Below are 16,503 nucleotides of genomic sequence, written 5' to 3'. Positions count from 1 at the left end.
AGCCGGTGACCGTACAGCACCCGGGTCATGGCGACGCTGAAGGTCGCCTACGCGTGCGCGTGGTGGCGTCCCGTCGCCACCACGTGGTCTGGCTCGTCAGCCGGAATGATGAGGGCCCTCGACGCGCGCCCGGACGTCGATCTCAGGCGGGTGGACGCCCAGCACGGCATCGGGGCGTCGACGGGCATGGCGGTGCTCGGCCGCCTGCGGGGCTACGGAAATTGGAAGTCCTCGAGTCCCAGCCGACAACTGACCGATGCCAGAGTGCGCCGCCGGGTCGACAGCCTCGACGTCGACGCAGTTGTCGGCGTCGGCGATGTCGAGACCCTTGCCGGGCCTCCTACCTTCTTCTACCAGGACGCGAACCTGTCGGTCCTCCGGGCCCACCGAGACGTGCTCGAGGAGCACGCCCCGGCACTCGTCAGGTTCCCATCGGGGCGGCTCGACCAGCTCGTGGCGGAGCAGCGCGCGGCCTACGCGGCGGCCGCCGGCGTCCTGAGCTTCAGTCAATGGTTCGCCGACTGGCTCGTCGAGCACGACGGGGTACCTCGGGATCGCGTGCACGTGGTCGGCGGCGGTCTCCATGGACCGCCGGCGCAGCGCGCTCTGGAGACACGCGGGCCCGGGGGCAAGAGCGTCTTGTTCGTCGGGCGCGAATTCGTCCGCAAGGGCGGCGACCTGGTGGTGGCGGCAGTCGAGCAGCTGCGGGCGAGCGGCTCCGGAGACTTCACGTTGACCGTCGTGGGTCCGCCGAAGTGGCCTCTTCCGGGTCCGGTGCCCGAATGGGTCGACTTCCGCGGGGAGGTGCCTGCCGGCGAGGTCAGGCAGATGTGGGCGGACCATGACATCTTCGCCATGCCCACCTGGTACGAGCCTTACGGCTTGGTCTTCCTGGAGGCGCGGGCGGCCGGCGTCCCGGCGCTGGGCCGCGCGGCCTACTGCATGCCGGAGCTTGTGCCCGACTCCGCAGGAAAGCTGATCGCCCCAGAAGGCGGCGTGGACGCGGTGGCCGAGCAGCTCCTGGCGATCAGCGAGGACTGCGGCCTCTTCGTCTCGGCTGCAGAAGAGAGCGACGCGGTGCGCGCCGGAAGAACCTGGGAAGCTGTTGCAGATCGTGTGGTACGCAGCATCCGGGACGGCATCGACTGATCTGCCACGTCGCCCACCACGACCCGACCGCCCCCGCTACAGTGTCACGACTCAGGTCGCCCGAGACCTTCGGTTCCCACGATATGTAGGCACATTCTCGATGCTCAAACGAATCGCCCGCCGCCTCAATCATGCCTCAGCGTCGCGCAGCACCCCTCAGGACTTCTTGGCCGAAGTCGGCGACTGGGAGCGAGAAGTCGTGGCACGGGTTCGACCGTTCACCATGACCAGCCCCGAGAGGGTCGTCGCATTAACTGAGGCCGTCCGCTATGCCGTGCGACGCGGCGTGCCTGGGGCCTTTGCCGAGTGTGGCGTCTGGCGCGGTGGCTCAGTGTTGGCGATGGTGCTCACCCTGCAGCGGTTGGGGGTGTCGGACCGCGATATCTACCTCTACGACACGTTCGAAGGTATGACCGAGCCCAGCGAGGTCGATGTCTCTGATTTCGACGCTCCTGCCTCGGTGGAGTGGCGCGAATCGAGGCGCGTTGGGCAGCGAGCCTGGCCCCACTGGTTCCGTGAGGAAACCTTCAACATCGAGATCGTGCGGAGATTGCTGCTCGATACCGGTTATCCGGAGGCACGCCTGCACTTCGTGCAGGGCGCCGTGGAGGAAACGATCCCGCATACCCTCCCGACCGATATCGCTGTGCTTCGTCTGGACACGGACTGGTACGAATCCACGCGCCATGAGATGACGCATCTATACCCGCTCCTCAGTACCGGTGGCGTGTTGATGATCGACGACTACGGGCATTGGAAGGGTTGCCGGAAGGCCATCGACGAGTATTTTGCCAGTGGAACGGCTCCGCCTGTCCTGCTCAACCGCGTTGACTACTCATGCCGGATCGCGGTGAAACCTGAGTCTGTTCGGCCGGGTCATGATTCTCTTCACCACGGGGTGGCGAAATGAGGTATCTGGACAATGCTCTGGACCTCTACAAACATCGAACTGCGATCAGAGCCCTAGCCGAGAACCACCTGACGTTCTCGCAAACGATGGATGCTTCGGTGTGGGGAAGTCTGCCCGCCCGGAGTCGCACGGAGTTGACACGCTTAGCCACTGTGGCGCGGCAGTTCCCGGGACCGTTCATTGAGATCGGCACACAGTTCGGTTTCACCACCCAACTCCTCGCGGAAACCAAGAGATCGGACCAAGAGCTGATCACCGTCGACAACTACTCCTGGCACCCGTTCTCCCTGCCACCAGATCACCACCGCACGTTCACGCACAGCGCACTGCATTACTGCAAGAAACACACCGCTCTGACGATTGTCGACGCCGACAGCAACGAATTCTTCGAGAACTACCGCGGGGTGGCTCCGGCACTGGTCTTCCTCGATGGCGCGCATTCGTACGACGCCGTGGTCCGGGAAATCAGGCATGCCAAACGACTGCGCGCTGCCATTGTCTGCGGCGACGAATACAACGAGTCCTTTCCAGGACTGAAAGAGGCAGTGCATGAAGAGTTCGGCGACGGCGTCACCGTCGAGCACTCCCTCTGGTCGGCGACCGCGGGCTAGCGCAAAGGGGATTCTGTTGTCGCGTGTTGTCTGGCGCATAAGGCGGGAGCTCGGCCTGCCACTGGACCGGATCGAAGCGGCGGTCTACAAGTTCGGCGCTGCCTACCCGGAAGCGACCTTCGTCCAGGTCGGTGCCAACGACGGTGTCGCCCGTGATCCGCTGCGCATCCAGGTGGAGCGGAGGGAATGGCAGGGAATCATGGTCGAGCCCGTGCCCTACGTCTTCAAGAAGCTCGAGGCGCGTTACGGCGATCATCCGCGCGTGCAGCTGGAGATGTCGGCCATCGCCGAACAGCCGGGCGTGATGACGTTCTACCACCTGCGCGAGGCGACGGAGGGCGAGGCTGTCTGGAACTGGTACCACGCCCTCGGGTCCTTCAGACGCGAGGTCGTGCTCAGTCACAAGTCCTTCATCCCCGACATCGAAGACCGTCTGGTCGAGACCCAGGTCCGCTGCACCGACTTCGACTCGCTCTGCAGGCGGGGCGGCCTCACGCACCTCGACCTCCTGCAGATGGACACCGAGGGCTACGACTACCAGATCCTGCGCAGCATCGACCTCGACACCTGGCGCCCGCGACTGGTCATCTACGAGCACCACCATCTCTCGCCCGGGGACCGACAGGCCGCACGCGACCTGCTGACGAGCGCGGGATACCTGACCTTCGAGCACGGGCTCGACACCGCCGCCTTGGACGCGACCCGCCTCGGCTCCTCCGACCGAGCCCTTCACAAGCTGTTCGTGACCACTCCCGATCGTCCAGCTCCGCGCTCCGCCGAGCGCGCCGATTGACCGGCTGGCACCCATCGTGCCGGTGACGTCCCGTCCGCAAAGGATCACGACATGACCGCCCTCGATCTCGCATGCGCGGCCGACCTGAAGTACCTACCGCACTGCGCCGCCATGCTGAGCTCGGTCTTCGCCACCACCAAGGGCGTGGATATTACCGTCCACTTCACTCATTTCCCGACCTTTCCTCCCGAGGAGCTGTCGGTGCTGTCGGAGTTCGTCAGGGGCGCGGGAGCGCGGCTGAACACGCTGTGTGTGGAGGACGAAGTCCTCGCCACCCTGCCGAGCACCGATGCTCTTCCCTCGGTCGTCTGGCAGCGCGTTCTCCTGCCCCAGCTCCTGCCCGACCTCGACAAGATCCTGTACCTGGACAGCGACGTGATCGCGCTCGGCTCGGTCGAGCCCCTGTGGAGCCTGGACATCGATGACTGCTACGTCGCAGCCGTGAGCAACCCGATGCACGAGGAGATGGCGGACTGGCCGGAGAGGATCGGTCTGCCGGACTCGGCGGCGTACTTCAACAGCGGAGTCCTGCTGATGAACCTCGCGCTCCTCCGCGAGGACCAATGCTCCGAACGCATCATCCGGCACGCCGTCGAGCACCCCGAGCAGGTGCACTGGGGCGATCAGTGCTCCATGAACGTCGTGCTCCACGCGCGCCGCTACCCGCTGCACCCGAAGTGGAACGTAATGAACAACTTCGTGACCTACGGACGTGGCGAGGGGCTGTTCGAGGACGCCGACCTGGCTGAGGCGCTGGCGGATCCGCAGATCGTGCACTTCGAAGGTCTGCCTGAGAGCAAACCGTGGCACTACCGCTCCGAGCACCCCTACCGTGCGTCCTACCTGGCACACCGCGGGCGGACGCCGTGGCCACTGATGTCACTCGAGGGGCGCAATGCCATCAACATCGTCAAGAAGCGCATACCGCGCAGCGTGCTCGCCGGTCTCAGGCGGCTTCGGCAGACCGCGAGGGACCACAGGTCCCGCTGAGGGGACAGCGATCAGGCAGGGCGGACCCTCGCAGCGTCGTGCGCGCTACGGTGGCGCCATGTCACCGTGGCAGGCGGTCGCCCGCTGGTCCCTGCGGGAGCACCGGTGCGTGGCGTGAACGTCGTCGGCACCCTCCGCGCGCGCTGTCGTCGCGTGACGCGGCGTTCGCCGTGGGCCTATGCGCTCGTCGTCCGCGCCCGACGGGCCCGCGGCCTCGACGCGAGGCTGGCGGACCGCGGTACGAAGATCTGTGTCGAGGGCTATCCGTCGACGGGCAACACGCTCGCGACGTTCGTCATCCTGCGGTGCTGGCCGGACGTCGGTCCGGCTCAGATCGCGTCGCACAGACACAGCCCCGCTGCCGTCAAGAGCGCCGTCCGACGCGGCGTCCCGACGATCGTGCTGGTGCGCGAACCGGTCGCGGCCATCGCGTCGAACGTGGTGCGGTTCGGCCAGTCGGTCGAGATGGCCGCTGACGACTACATCGACTTCCACGGTGCGGTCGTGCGGGAGCTCGCGGGGGGCGCGTCGATAGCGGTCGTCGACTTCGAGACGCTCATGAAACACACCGAGGAGTACGCCCGAGTCGCCGCCCGCCTGATGGGCCGTAGCCTCGACCCGGAGCGCCTAGCCGCGGCCAAGCTGGAGTTCAGCGAAAAGGTGCGCGAGTCGATGGACATTCTCGGGCGTCGCCCCAGCGACTGGGCACTCCCGCATCCTGAGAAGGACCACCTCAAGGACCAGGTTGCCGAGAAGCTGGTCGCCGACCACCGCCGCCTCGAGCGCGCCGGCCGTGCGCACGCCGAGGTGCGGCGTCTCGCCGGGCTCGACGCGCGTCCAGGACCGATCACGCCGACGAGCTCTTCGCACGAAGTAGAGTGCAGCCGCACCGAGTCGACGGATTGAGCGTGACGGACCCAGGAGGAATCAGCTGATGCGACTGGCTCACGCTCACGCTCCGCGACGCGCTCCTGTGTCGACCGGGTCGCCAGGCCTCCTCCGCCGGGCACGACCCTGAGCGACTGGAAACCGGCGGCCGACCACTCTCCCTCGGAGGCGATCAGGGGCGGCGCCGTCGTCGCGTTGTCGAGGATCGGTCGGCAGGTCATCACTCTGTGCATCACCATCCTGCTGGCACGACTGCTGACACCCGCGGAGTTCGGCGCGGTTGCCGTCATCACCGCTCTCGTGGCGCTGGGCCTGGTCCTGCAGCAGGCAGGCCTGTCCAGCGCGACGGTGCAGCGGGAGCGGGTCAGCACCCAGGCCATCAGCACGATGTTCTGGATCAACGCCGCGTTCGGGCTGACGCTGACCGTCCTGTTCGCCGTCCTGGCCGATCCGATCGCGTCCTTCCTCAAGCACCCCGAGCTGGAGGTGCTGTGCCAGGCGACCTCCGTGACATTCGTGCTGAACGGCCTGACGGTCCAGCACCGTGCCCTCCTGCAGCGGTCGATGCGCTTCGGGACCACGGCGCGCATCGACATCGGTTCGGCCCTGTGCGGCGGCCTCTGCGCCATCGCCGTGGCCGTCGCGGGCTACGGCTACTGGGCCCTGGTCGCTCAGGTCCTGGTCAGCGACGCGCTGGCCCTCCTGATGCTGCTGCCTTCGGTGCGGTGGTCGCTCACACGTCCCGTGCTCACCGGCGAAGTGCGGGAGATGGTGGCCTTCGGCGGTTCGCTGCTGGGGTTCAGCCTCGTCGTCACGGCCGCCAACAACCTCCATGTGGTCCTGCTCGGGCGCGGCGCCGGGACCACGGCGGTCGGCATCTACACCCGCGCCTACGCGCTGGCCAGCGTGCCGCAGAACCTCTTGCAGGGCGCGGCGGCCTACGTCGCCCTGCCCAAGCTCGCTAGAGCTCATCGCGACGAGGAAGGCTTGGCGGACTTCTACTACGGCAGCGTGCAGCTGTTGTGCCTCGTGGCGCTCCCCGTTGCGCTGGCGTTCGCCCTGTTCGGTGACCAGATCGCACTGATCGTGTACGGCGCGCAGTGGGGCGACGTCGCAGAGGTCCTGCGGATCTTCGCCGTCGGTCTCGCGGTGACGCCGCTTCTGCACAGCACGGGACCGGTACTGCTGGCACGCGGCGAGCCGCACCGGATGTTTCGCTGGGGCGTCTTCGGTGCCTGCGTGATCCTGGCCGGCACGTTGGTCGGTCTGCGTTGGGGGATCACCGGCGTCGCCTGCGGCTGGTCGACGACCACCGTGTTGTTGCTGCTGCCGTGCCTCGTCTACTGCCTCCGCGGCACCGGGCTCACCGTCCGCGGGCTCGGTCGCGCGGTCGGCGGGATCTATGGCGCCGCCGCGTGCGCGTTGCCGGCGGGGTGGCTTGCGCGCCACACCTTGGCCGACCTTCCCTCGTTGGTGGCGCTACCGCTGGGATTGGGGTTCACCCTGCTCGTCTACATCGGTCTTTGCTACGTTGCCTTCGGTCAGCAGGCCTTGATCCAGAAGGTGATCCGGCGGCTGCTGCCAAGACCCGGACGGACCGCCGAGTGAGCCCATCGCCGATGCACGTCGCCTGCACCAGCAACGACCGTTACCTACCGCACGTGGCGACGCTGATGCAGTCGCTCGCGGCGTCGAACCTCCCCCGTGCGATCACGCTGCACCTGCTGCACGACGACACGGTGACGCCGCAGATGCAAGGGCAGCTGCACGAGGACGCCACGCGCCTCGGCATCGGCCTGACCTTGCGACAGCCGGATGCGGCGCTCCTCCAGACCCTCCCCCCGTCCGGCAGCCACTACCCCCCGCTGATCTGGTACCGCATCTTCCTGCCGGACCTGCTCGTCGAGGTCGACCGCGTGCTGTACCTCGACGCCGACACCCTGGTCCTGCAGGACCTGCGGCCCCTCTGGTCGCTCGATCTCGACCAGGTCCTGCTCGCTGCCGTGGCCCAGCCTGCCGAGCCTTCGCACAGCCAGCCCGCCCTGGCTCGGCTCGGGCTGCCGCCAGATGCCGATTACCTCAACTCCGGGGTGCTGCTGATGGACCTGCGAAGAATGCGCGAGGAGCACTTCTCGCGCCAGATGATCGACACCGGACAGGCGCAGGCGGAGGAGTGGAAGGACTCCGCGCATTTCCGGCTTCCCGACCAGGACGCCTTCAATCTCGTCTGCGCCGGACGCTGGCTGAAGCTGCATCCCAGGTGGAACTGCCTGGCCTCCCTGTTCCTCTCCAACGGGCTCGAGGATCTCGCCCAGGGCGACGCTCTCGAGCTCGGAGAAGCAGTCGCGTCACCCGCCATCGTGCACTTCGAAGGATCGGGTTACGCCAAGCCCTGGAACTACCGCTGCGTGCACCCGCTGCGCCATCTGTATCGGGCGTACCGCAGGCGCACGCCCTGGCCGCTCGAGCAGCTCGAGGACGCCGACCTCGCGGCGCGGGTACTCCGACCGCTGCCGCCGCGAGTCCAGCTCAAGATCGCCCGGCTGAAGCAGCGCGCACGTCGGAAAGGACACTGAAGACCGTGAAGCTGCTGAACCTGGGTTGCGGGGAGAAGACGAGTGACCGTCCCGGCGTGGTCAACGTCGACTGGTCGGCAATGCTGCGGTTGCGCACCCATCCGATGCGCCGGGTGTTGGTTCCGGTGTTCCTCCACGGCGACCGGCTCGCACGTTACCGCTCCCTGCCCGACAACATCCTGGTGCACAACCTGGCCGACGGGATTCCGTTCGAGTCCGGGTCGGTCGACGCCGTGTACCACTCCCACACCCTCGAGCACCTCGACCGGGACGTCGCCGAGGACTTCGTGAGAGAGGTGCTGCGCGTGCTCAAGCCGGGAGGCATCCACCGCATCGTCGTCCCCGACCTCGAGCTGTTGTGCCGCAACTACGTCGCACACCTCGACACCTGTGACGCCGACCCGCTCCAACTGCACGCACACGACGGCTACGTGGCCGCCATGCTGGAGCAGTCCGTTCGCAGGGAGGCGCACGGCACCAGCCAGCAACGGCCCCTGAGACGGCGGGTAGAGCACCGGTTGCTGGGCGATGCCCGTCGTCGGGGACAGACGCACCAGTGGATGTACGACCGGGTGAACCTGAGCGCCCTGCTGCTGGCGGCCGGCTACGGCGAGGTCCACCAGCACAGCCACGACAGCAGCCTCATCTCCGACTGGAACGACTACGGGCTCGACCTGGACGCTGAGGGGAGGGAGTACCGGCCCGGCTCTCTCTACATGGAGGCAGTCAAGTGATCCGAGCAGCAGATACGCGTGCACTCCCGGTGCACTTGCCAACCAGGTCGGAGGGTTAGCACGTTGGCTCCTCCCGCCGCTCCAGTCGCACTGTTCGTCTTCAACCGACCCGACCTCACGGAGCAGGTCTTCGAGGTCATCCGCGCTGCCAAGCCGCCGGTGCTGCTCGTGTCGGCCGACGGCCCGCGGCCAGACCGTCCCGAGGACGAACGGCTGTGCCGCGAGACCCGCGAGATCGTGCATGACGTCGACTGGCCGTGCGACGTGCATTGGAACCTCCGAGAGGTGAATCTCGGCTGTGGCCCTGCGATGTCGCAGGGCATCAGCTGGGTCTTCGACCACGTCGACCGCGCGATCATCCTGGAAGACGACTGTGTCCCCGACCCCACGTTCTTCCCTTTCTGCGACGAACTGCTCGAACGCTACAAGGACGACTCCCGCATCCTCCAGATCGCCGGGTCCAACCTCGCTGCCCCAGCGGCGACGTTCGGTGACGACAGCTACTCGTTCGCCTCCTTCCCGCTGGTCTGGGGCTGGGCGACGTGGCGACGGGCTTGGGCGCACTACGACTTCGGCATGCGCTCGTGGCCGGCGTTCCGCGACAGCGGCATGCTCGCCGGGCTGCACAACAGCCGTCGACGGCAGTCCCAGCTGCGCCGCGAGTGGGACCACATCCACGCCGGCAACGGCACGTGGGACCACCAGTGGCAGTACACCGTCATGAGCCAGCACGGGCTGTCGGTCTACCCGGCCACCAACCTGGTGTCCAACCTGGGTTTCCGCGCCGACGCCACCCAGACCACCGCGCCCGGGTCCATGGCGGAGATACCTGCGCGGGCCATCGCACTTCCCCTCGCGCATCCGCCACTCGTCGCGCACAACCCGCGGTTGGAGAGCCTCCTGGACCGCGAGGTGCTCCGCGCGATAGGCACGGCGGTCACCGTCCTGCGCAAGGTGCTCCCTTCCAAGCGAGCCCGTCGGGCACTGCGCCGGGTCCTGCTGCCCACGGCGCGTCACGGACCCGGGTCGGGTCGGTCCTGAGGCAGACAGGCCGAAGGCGGCCGTCCGTGGGGCCTCAGCAGCGTTCGAAGAGAAACATGTTGTCGCGCACGCCGATGAGTGCCTGAACCTGCGGGTCGTCGAAGACCGGCTCCTGTGCGACCAGCTTGAAACCGAGCTGGTCCAGCAGGGGAGCGTAGTCGCGACGACGGTGGTCGACCTCGAGGGAGAGGAACGCAGCCGGGTTGTTCGGCACGATCATGAGATGACGGACTTCGAGGTCCACGAGCCGCTGCAACCACCACTCGACGGCGGCGTAAGTGCACTCGGAGAAGCTGTGGACGTTGATCGCGAGGTTGTAGTCGGGATTGCTCTCGAACGTGGTTGTCAGCTCGTCGAGCGGAACCACGGAGACTCGCTCCTCCAGCCCCCGCTCTGCCAGGTAGAACTCGCACAGGAAGGTGGACTCGGGTACGGCGTCGACGCACGTGAAGGACTGGATCCGCGGTTGCGCCTCCAGCATCCGGTGAGCCAAGCGACCGTAGCCGGCGCCGATGTCGAGCACGCGGAGATCGTCGCGCTGCACCACGCCCACGTGCTTGTCCAGGAAGTTGATCTCCACCACCGAGTCAAGCAGGTCGCGGCTGACGGGGCCTGTCCCCTCGTACTCATAGGTCGAGCAGCCGAACGCACCGTCCTCCGTCAGCGTGCCGAGCAGGCCCAGGCGGTCCTTCCGCCTGACTGCCTCGGTGAAGAGGTAGAACTTGAGGTTCGTCGCCTCGAAGCTGGCGCTGCCGTAGTCCCAGACGTAGGCGCTGTGACCGCGGAAGTTGCGAAGGTCGACTCCGCCCCAGCCGATGTCGGTCGTGCCCCTCCTGGTCTTCCGCGCCCCCCAGACCGAATGGATCGCGACCGGGAGATCGACCTCGCTGTACCGCCGACGCAGCTCCTGGAGCCGGTCGAGACTCGGACCGAAGACGGAGTCGAGGCTCTCGCGATCGTCGCGCCGCTCGATGGCCGCCCGTTCCTCGGCGGTGAGTCGATAGAGGGCGTAGCCGCGGTGGCGGAGTGCCCGCTGGAGCCCGCGCTTGAGGCGGATAGGTGGGTTCACTGACACTCCGAAGGTAGCCGATGGCCGGAGGAAAGTAGCACAGCGCGGTCAGCGCCGCGCCCGCATCACGTGCGTAAGATGTGCCGCGATGTCATCGCCAAGCCGCGAGGGGGAGCCTGCCTCCACCGCTCGTTCCGCACTGCTCCTGCTCAACAGCGTGGCCGACACTTCAGGCGGGAGCCTTCGCGCGGCAGTCAACATCGCCGAAGCAATGGCCGGCGGCGGTGTCGACGTGACGTTCAGCGCGCCCGTCGTGCGCGGGGGCGAGCACCGAACCATCGATCTCATGGACCAGCGTGTGTCGAGGCGGATGTTCCTGGCGTCGCCTCCCGTGGCACGTTTCGGCGGGTCGCTCCGCCAACTGGTGTGGTTGTCGCGCAAGGTGCGGGACTTCGACGAGGTGCAGGTGCACAGTCTGTTCTCGCTCTCCGCGGTGTACGCAGTGGTCCTCTGCCCGCTGTGGCGAGTGCCGGTGCTCCTGTGGCCGCACGGCTCCCTCGACCCGTCCGATCTTCGGAAGCACGAACTCTTAAAGCGCCTGATCGGCCCCCTTGTCACGCGAAGAATCCTCGATCGGTGCGCCGCGCTGCTCTTTACGGCGACTCGTGAGTCCAGAATCGCCGTCACGTACGGTTCGGCCACGCCACACGAAGTGATTGCGCTTCCCGTTGCGCCGCTGCGGGTGGAAGGAGCGAGTCCGGCTTTCTGGCGAAAGCGGCACGGCATTCCGCCGGAGGCCCCGGTCGTGCTCTTCCTCGGTCGGATCGACCCCAAGAAGCGGCTGCCTCTGCTCATCGAGACGCTCTCGCTGCTCGAATGCCGCGACGCTCACCTAGCCGTCGTCGGTGACGGACCCGATTCGGAGCGAGCTCTCGCGGTCGAGACGGCGCGACGGTGCGGCGTGACCGACCGCGTTCACTGGACGGGTTGGTTGGAAGGCGAGGATCGCGTGGAGGCCTTCGCCGCCGCGGCGGTCTTCGCCTTGTTGTCCGAATACGAAAACTTCGGACTGTCGGCCATCGAGGCGCTGTCGGCCGGGTGTCCGACGGTGATCAGCGACGGGGTATTCCTTGCTGAGGACCTGGTCCGCGCTGGTGCAGCAGTCGCTGTCCCGCGCGACGCGCATCTCGCCGCGAAGGCGATCGATGAGCTCCTCAACTCTCCGGAGCAGGCGGCAGCACTCGGCGAGCGCGCTCGCGAGCTTGTCGCCCGCGAGTTCGAACCGGCTGCCGTCGCGGCGGCGCTGCGCGATACGTCCGAAAGGAGCATGGTGACCGCAACGAAGAAGCCCACCCGTGACGACGTCATCGCGCGGCTGTATCCCGAGGTCGTCGCAGGCGGCTACATCCGGCAGGACGGCTTCATCGACTTCTACATCCGCGTTCAATCGCTGCTGACCCCCGACAGTGTGGTTCTCGACTTCGGAGCTGGGCGAGGCGGGTGGAACGACCCTGATACGCCCTCGGTGTTTCGTGAGGTGCGCGACCTGCGGAGCAAAGCTGCCAGGGTGGTCGGTGTAGATGTGGATCCGGTCGTCTTGGACAACACGTCGCTCGACGAGGCCCACCAGATCGACCCGGCCGGACGGATACCGTTCGACGACGAGACGTTCGACCTAGTGCTCGCTGATTACGTGTTCGAGCACGTGGATCGTGGTGATGCTCCCTCCGTCGCAGCCGAGCTGGGACGCCTGCTCAAGCCGGGCGGGTGGCTCTGCGCGCGGACCCCTAACAAGCTGGGGCTCATCGCCATCGCCGCGAGAATCGTCCCTAACCGTCTGCACGTCTCCACACTTCGCCACCTCCAACCAGGTCGGCCCGCTGAAGACGTTTTTCCAACCCGATATGCCATGAACACCAAACGTGATCTTCGTCGACTGTTCCCCGCGCCGGAATGGACGTTGGTGACCTATGGACACCCCGGTATCCAGCAGTACGCCGGCGCGTCGGCACTCATGTGGCGTATTGCCGCGGGGGTCGATCGCCTGACCCCACCCCCCATGGCGCCGACCCTCATGGTGTTCGCCCGAAAGAACCTTGGATGACTGACCGTCCGACCGCGACCGCAGTGTGCCGTCCATGACAAAGCGCGCCTTCATCACGGGCATCACTGGCCAAGACGGCTCCTATCTTGCTGAGCTGCTCCTCGGCAAGGGCTATGAGGTGCACGGTCTGGTGCGGCGACACTCGACCCTGAACCGCAGTCGGATCGACCAGATTACCGATCCGGCTCTCCATCTCCACTACGGCGACATGACGGACGGAGTCAGCCTGGTCAACCTGGTCCGGTTGATCGAGCCGCATGAGGTCTACAACCTCGGAGCCCAGAGCCACGTCAAGGTCTCCTTCGAAATGCCTGAGTACACGGCATCGACCGACGCAGTCGGGACCCTGCGCCTCCTCGAGGCGATCCGAGCGGCCGGCCTGGACTGCCGCTTCTACCAGGCGTCAACGTCGGAGATGTTTGGAGCGACACCGCCGCCGCAGGACGAGTCGAGTGCCTTTTACCCGCGGTCTCCCTACGGCGCCGCGAAGCTCTACTCACACTGGGTGACGGTCAACTACCGCGAGGCCTATGACATCTTCGCCGTCTCAGGGATCCTCTTCAATCACGAGTCGCCGCGGCGCGGAGAGAGCTTCGTGACCCGCAAGATCTCCTTGGGGGTGGCCTCCATCAAGTTGGGGGTCACCGACCACCTCACCCTCGGCAACCTTGACGCGGTGCGTGACTGGGGATACGCCAAGGAGTACGTCGAGGGCATGTGGCGCATGCTCCAACATGACGAACCGCAAGACTATGTGCTCGCAACTGGAGTAGGCACGACCGTGCGGCAATTCTGCGAGTACGCGTTCGCGCGGATCGGCCTCGACTGGCGCGATCACGTGAGGTACGACATGAGCTACGAGCGGCCGACCGAGGTGGATGCCCTCATCGGGGACGCGTCGAAGGCTCGGAGAGTCCTCGGATGGGAGCCCCAGGTCACAGTCAAAGAGCTCGCTGCGCTCATGGTCGATGCCGACGTCGAGCAGCTCGGCCGGCTGGTGCGGCACCGCCGCGAGGATGCCTCCGGATGAGTCGTCGCAACTCGACCGCACTCATCACCGGAGCCACGGGGCAGGACGGCGTCTACCTGGTCCAGTTGCTCCGAGCGGAGGGTGTCAGGGTGGTCGGCACTCACCGGCCCGGTTCACCTGCGGCGCACGCGATGTCGCCGTACTTGGGCGGCGTGACGTTGGTGCCATTGGATCTGCGCGATCACCGTGGCTTCACTGATCTGGTCAGAGACCTACGTCCCGATGAGGTCTACAACCTCGCTGCGTTCTCATCGGTGGGCGCGAGCTGGGATGATCCGGAGACGGCTATGGAGCTCAATGCAAGAGCACCAGCCGCGATGCTGAAGGCACTCGAACTCCTTCCGGCTACTCGCTTTCTCCAAGCGGGTTCGGCAGAGGAGACCGGCCCAGCAGCTACGAGTCCGTACGCACTGGGCAAGGCGCAGGCGCGCGAGGCGGTCGTGCTCGCGCGAGATCAGGGCCGCTACTGTGTCGATGCAGTGCTGCACATGCATGAGAGTCCGTTGCGCCGCCCTACATTCGTGGTGCGCAAGATCACCCGCGCGGCTGTCGAAATCGCCCTGGGACTACGGGATCGGCTAGCCCTCGGTCGGGTCGATATTCGTCGGGACTGGGGTGCCGCCGCAGATCATGTGCGGGCCATGCCGCTCATGCTCCGTGCCGACCAGGCGGCAGACCACGTCGTCGCCACCGGCGCAGTGCACAGCCTGCGTGACGTGGTCGACATGGCGTTCGAGGCTGCCGGCGTGGGCAACCCCTGGGACCGCATCGATATCAACGCCGCCCGCGCACGCCCGATGGACGCACGCGAACTAGTCGGCGACCCCCGCCCGATCCGTGAGGCTCTTGGTTGGCAGGCGATTACCACCCTCGAGCGGACCATTGCACACATGGTCGAGGTGGACCGACGACGATTGCAGTCGGGCGTCGAAGAGGACCAGACCTACCTGGCGTTGTCCTCGAGCGGCCGGACCGCGATGCAGTGACGACGTCAGGCGGGTGACGGTCGGTTGCACATGTGGCGCGTTGGCGAGTTACAGTCGACGGCTGCCCTTCGCCTGAGGCGAGGCCTTCTCCTTGCGACGACTCGCGCTGTCGGCCGGCGCCGTCTCCTCGTAGTAATAGTAGTAGTAGGAGCCGATCGAGCGCTTTGCCACCATGTTGACGACGATTCCGTAGACCTTGCCGCCAATCTGGGACAACCGGTTCAGGGCTTCGGCAACTTGGTCTCGCGTCGTCTGCCCATGTCGGACCACGAGGACGGCACCGTCCGCGATGGTCGTCAACACGGAGGCGTCTGCCACGGGCAACAGGGGCGGCGCGTCGATGATGATCATGTCGTAGGACTGCCTCAGCCGCAGGATCAAGTCGCGCGTCACCCGTGATTGCAAGATCTCAGTCGGGTTGGGTGGCTTCGCTCCGCTCGCGAGCACGTGGAGCCCACTGGGATCGTGTACCTGGATCGCGTCCTCGATATCCGTCTTTCCGACAAGAGCCGTGGTCAGGCCGATAGCCGGGTCGACGCCTAGCATGGCTGCAACCCGGGGACGGCGCAGGTCGGCGTCGATGATGAGCACGGTACGACCGGTCTGGGCGAGCGCGACCGCCAGGTTCGTGGATGTCATCGTCTTGCCCTCGCCCGGCACCGCGCTGGTGACCACCAGCACCCGCGCGTGGTGGTCGATGTCGATGAACTGGAGATTGGTTCGAAGCAGGCGGAACGCCTCGGTCCGCGCGGCGAAACCGCTGAGGTCGGTCAGCAGCGGGGCCTGCCGGATGTCGCTGTCGAAGCCGATGCTGACGAGGACGGGCGCGTCGGTGACCTCGGCGATGTGGTCGGCCGTGCGCACAGTGCGGTCGAGCAGTTCCCGTGAGACTGCCAGCGCTAGCCCTATCAACAGTCCGATCAGCCCGCCGGCAAGCAGGTTGATGGCCCAGTTCGGGCTGACCGGTGTCCCGTTGTACTCCGGCGGGTCCGTGATGTGAACGGCGACCTGCGGCTCGCCGCCGCCGCCGACGGTCTCCAGCTCTTCGGTATAGACCTGTAACTCATTCGTGACGACATCGGCAATCTTCTGCGCGTCGTAGGGATCCTCGTCCGAGACCGTGATGGTGATCAGGGACGTCTCCTCGACAACCTCGGTCGAGATTCGGCTCGACAGCTGGGCCGGCGTCATATCCAGGTCGAGCACCTCGATGACCCGCTCTGCCAGTTCAGCGCTCTTCGCGAGACTTGCGTAGGACTGCGCACGCGTGGTGAGGAAGTAACTCACCGCGGAGGCGTCGGTGGCGTTTCGAGTGTTGACCGAGAGGAAGACCTTTGCCGTGGATTCGTAGGTCGGCGTCTGTGCGAGCGAGATCCCGGACGCTGCGCCGACGGAAAGCAGGAACATCAGCACGACACCCAACCAATGTCGACGCAGGACCTGCAAGAACTGCTTGAAATCCACGGCACCTCATCTTCGACGACCGACTGCTAACGCCAAACGAAGAACGCCGCGACTTCCTCGCACGTCACGCACGACCCCTCAACGAGCATCCTAGCCTCGGCATTTCGTCGGTGACCCGGCGACACCTGGGCTGAAAGCACGGAAGTGCCCGTCCTGCTTGGGATTCTTGTTCTTGCGACAGTCCAAGAAGCCCCAGCGGAAAGGCACTCCGTAAGTGA

Annotated in this window: 15 protein-coding genes; 13 read left to right on the top strand and 2 right to left on the bottom strand. The window is 66.3% G+C overall.

Going from position 1 to position 16,503, the window contains the following annotated elements; translation table 11 throughout:
* The first annotated feature begins 27 nt into the window (after positions 1-27).
* The 10 genes from D0Z08_RS29250 (at position 28) to D0Z08_RS29205 (ending at position 9,692) form a co-directional block, all read left to right on the top strand.
* Positions 28-1,149 (top strand): glycosyltransferase family 4 protein, encoded by a 1,122-nt coding sequence (locus D0Z08_RS29250; RefSeq protein ID WP_118928820.1) that lies wholly within the window; start codon positions 28-30, stop codon positions 1,147-1,149.
* Positions 1,150-1,249: 100 nt separating this feature from the next.
* Positions 1,250-2,059, top strand: coding sequence for a TylF/MycF/NovP-related O-methyltransferase (locus D0Z08_RS29245; RefSeq protein ID WP_118928819.1), 810 nt, complete (start codon positions 1,250-1,252; stop codon positions 2,057-2,059).
* Positions 2,056-2,670, top strand: a complete 615-nt coding sequence (locus D0Z08_RS29240) for a class I SAM-dependent methyltransferase (protein WP_118928818.1) — start codon at positions 2,056-2,058, stop codon at positions 2,668-2,670. The genes D0Z08_RS29245 and D0Z08_RS29240 overlap by 4 nt, the downstream gene beginning before the upstream one ends.
* Before the next feature lie 16 nt (positions 2,671-2,686).
* Entirely contained in the window at positions 2,687-3,463 is a 777-nt protein-coding gene (locus D0Z08_RS29235) for an FkbM family methyltransferase (protein ID WP_182481571.1), read from the top strand.
* A 51-nt stretch (positions 3,464-3,514) separates the two neighbouring features.
* A complete protein-coding gene (locus D0Z08_RS29230) occupies positions 3,515-4,453 on the top strand; it encodes a glycosyltransferase family 8 protein (RefSeq protein WP_118928816.1) in 939 nt (312 codons plus the stop codon).
* Between the two features lie 105 nt (positions 4,454-4,558).
* On the top strand, positions 4,559-5,359 hold the full coding sequence (locus D0Z08_RS29225) for a hypothetical protein (RefSeq protein WP_147381579.1): 801 nt from the start codon (positions 4,559-4,561) through the stop codon (positions 5,357-5,359).
* 108 nt (positions 5,360-5,467) lie between these two features.
* The gene (locus tag D0Z08_RS29220; protein ID WP_118928814.1) at positions 5,468-6,949 is read left to right on the top strand and encodes a lipopolysaccharide biosynthesis protein; all 1,482 of its coding nucleotides are present in this window, start codon (positions 5,468-5,470) and stop codon (positions 6,947-6,949) included.
* A gap of 11 nt (positions 6,950-6,960) precedes the next feature.
* Positions 6,961-7,917 carry a glycosyltransferase family 8 protein gene (locus D0Z08_RS29215; RefSeq protein WP_118928813.1) on the top strand — a complete coding sequence of 319 codons (957 nt, stop codon included), beginning with the start codon at positions 6,961-6,963 and terminating at the stop codon, positions 7,915-7,917.
* A gap of 5 nt (positions 7,918-7,922) precedes the next feature.
* Complete coding sequence (locus D0Z08_RS29210) at positions 7,923-8,651, top strand: class I SAM-dependent methyltransferase (protein WP_118928812.1); 729 nt, start codon at positions 7,923-7,925, stop codon at positions 8,649-8,651.
* A gap of 63 nt (positions 8,652-8,714) precedes the next feature.
* Complete coding sequence (locus D0Z08_RS29205) at positions 8,715-9,692, top strand: glycosyltransferase family protein (RefSeq protein ID WP_118928811.1); 978 nt, start codon at positions 8,715-8,717, stop codon at positions 9,690-9,692.
* Positions 9,693-9,726: 34 nt separating this feature from the next.
* On the opposite strand, the gene D0Z08_RS29200 is transcribed toward D0Z08_RS29205, so the two are convergent.
* Complete coding sequence (locus D0Z08_RS29200; RefSeq protein ID WP_182481568.1) at positions 9,727-10,761, bottom strand: putative sugar O-methyltransferase; 1,035 nt, start codon at positions 10,759-10,761, stop codon at positions 9,727-9,729.
* 88 nt (positions 10,762-10,849) lie between these two features.
* On the opposite strand from D0Z08_RS29200, the gene D0Z08_RS29195 reads away from it, so the two are divergent.
* From D0Z08_RS29195 to D0Z08_RS29185, 3 genes are read left to right on the top strand one after another with little or no spacing between them, the layout of a single operon-like run.
* Positions 10,850-12,805, top strand: coding sequence for a glycosyltransferase (locus tag D0Z08_RS29195; RefSeq protein WP_118928809.1), 1,956 nt, complete (start codon positions 10,850-10,852; stop codon positions 12,803-12,805).
* 34 nt (positions 12,806-12,839) lie between these two features.
* On the top strand, positions 12,840-13,835 hold the full coding sequence (gmd, locus tag D0Z08_RS29190; RefSeq protein ID WP_118928808.1) for a GDP-mannose 4,6-dehydratase: 996 nt from the start codon (positions 12,840-12,842) through the stop codon (positions 13,833-13,835).
* Positions 13,832-14,821: a GDP-mannose 4,6-dehydratase gene (locus D0Z08_RS29185; protein WP_182481567.1), complete on the top strand. Its 990-nt coding sequence runs from the start codon at positions 13,832-13,834 to the stop codon at positions 14,819-14,821. The genes gmd and D0Z08_RS29185 overlap by 4 nt, the downstream gene beginning before the upstream one ends.
* Positions 14,822-14,869: 48 nt before the next feature.
* On the opposite strand, the gene D0Z08_RS29180 is transcribed toward D0Z08_RS29185, so the two are convergent.
* Positions 14,870-16,285 carry a tyrosine-protein kinase domain-containing protein gene (locus tag D0Z08_RS29180; RefSeq protein WP_118928806.1) on the bottom strand — a complete coding sequence of 472 codons (1,416 nt, stop codon included), beginning with the start codon at positions 16,283-16,285 and terminating at the stop codon, positions 14,870-14,872.
* Between the last annotated feature and the right edge of the window lie 218 nt (positions 16,286-16,503).

This window comes from Nocardioides immobilis, assembly GCF_003515065.1.
GTDB classification, from domain to species: domain Bacteria; phylum Actinomycetota; class Actinomycetes; order Propionibacteriales; family Nocardioidaceae; genus Nocardioides; species Nocardioides immobilis.
Note: the sequence above shows the minus strand (reverse complement) of the source record. Positions and strands in the feature narration are given on the sequence as shown.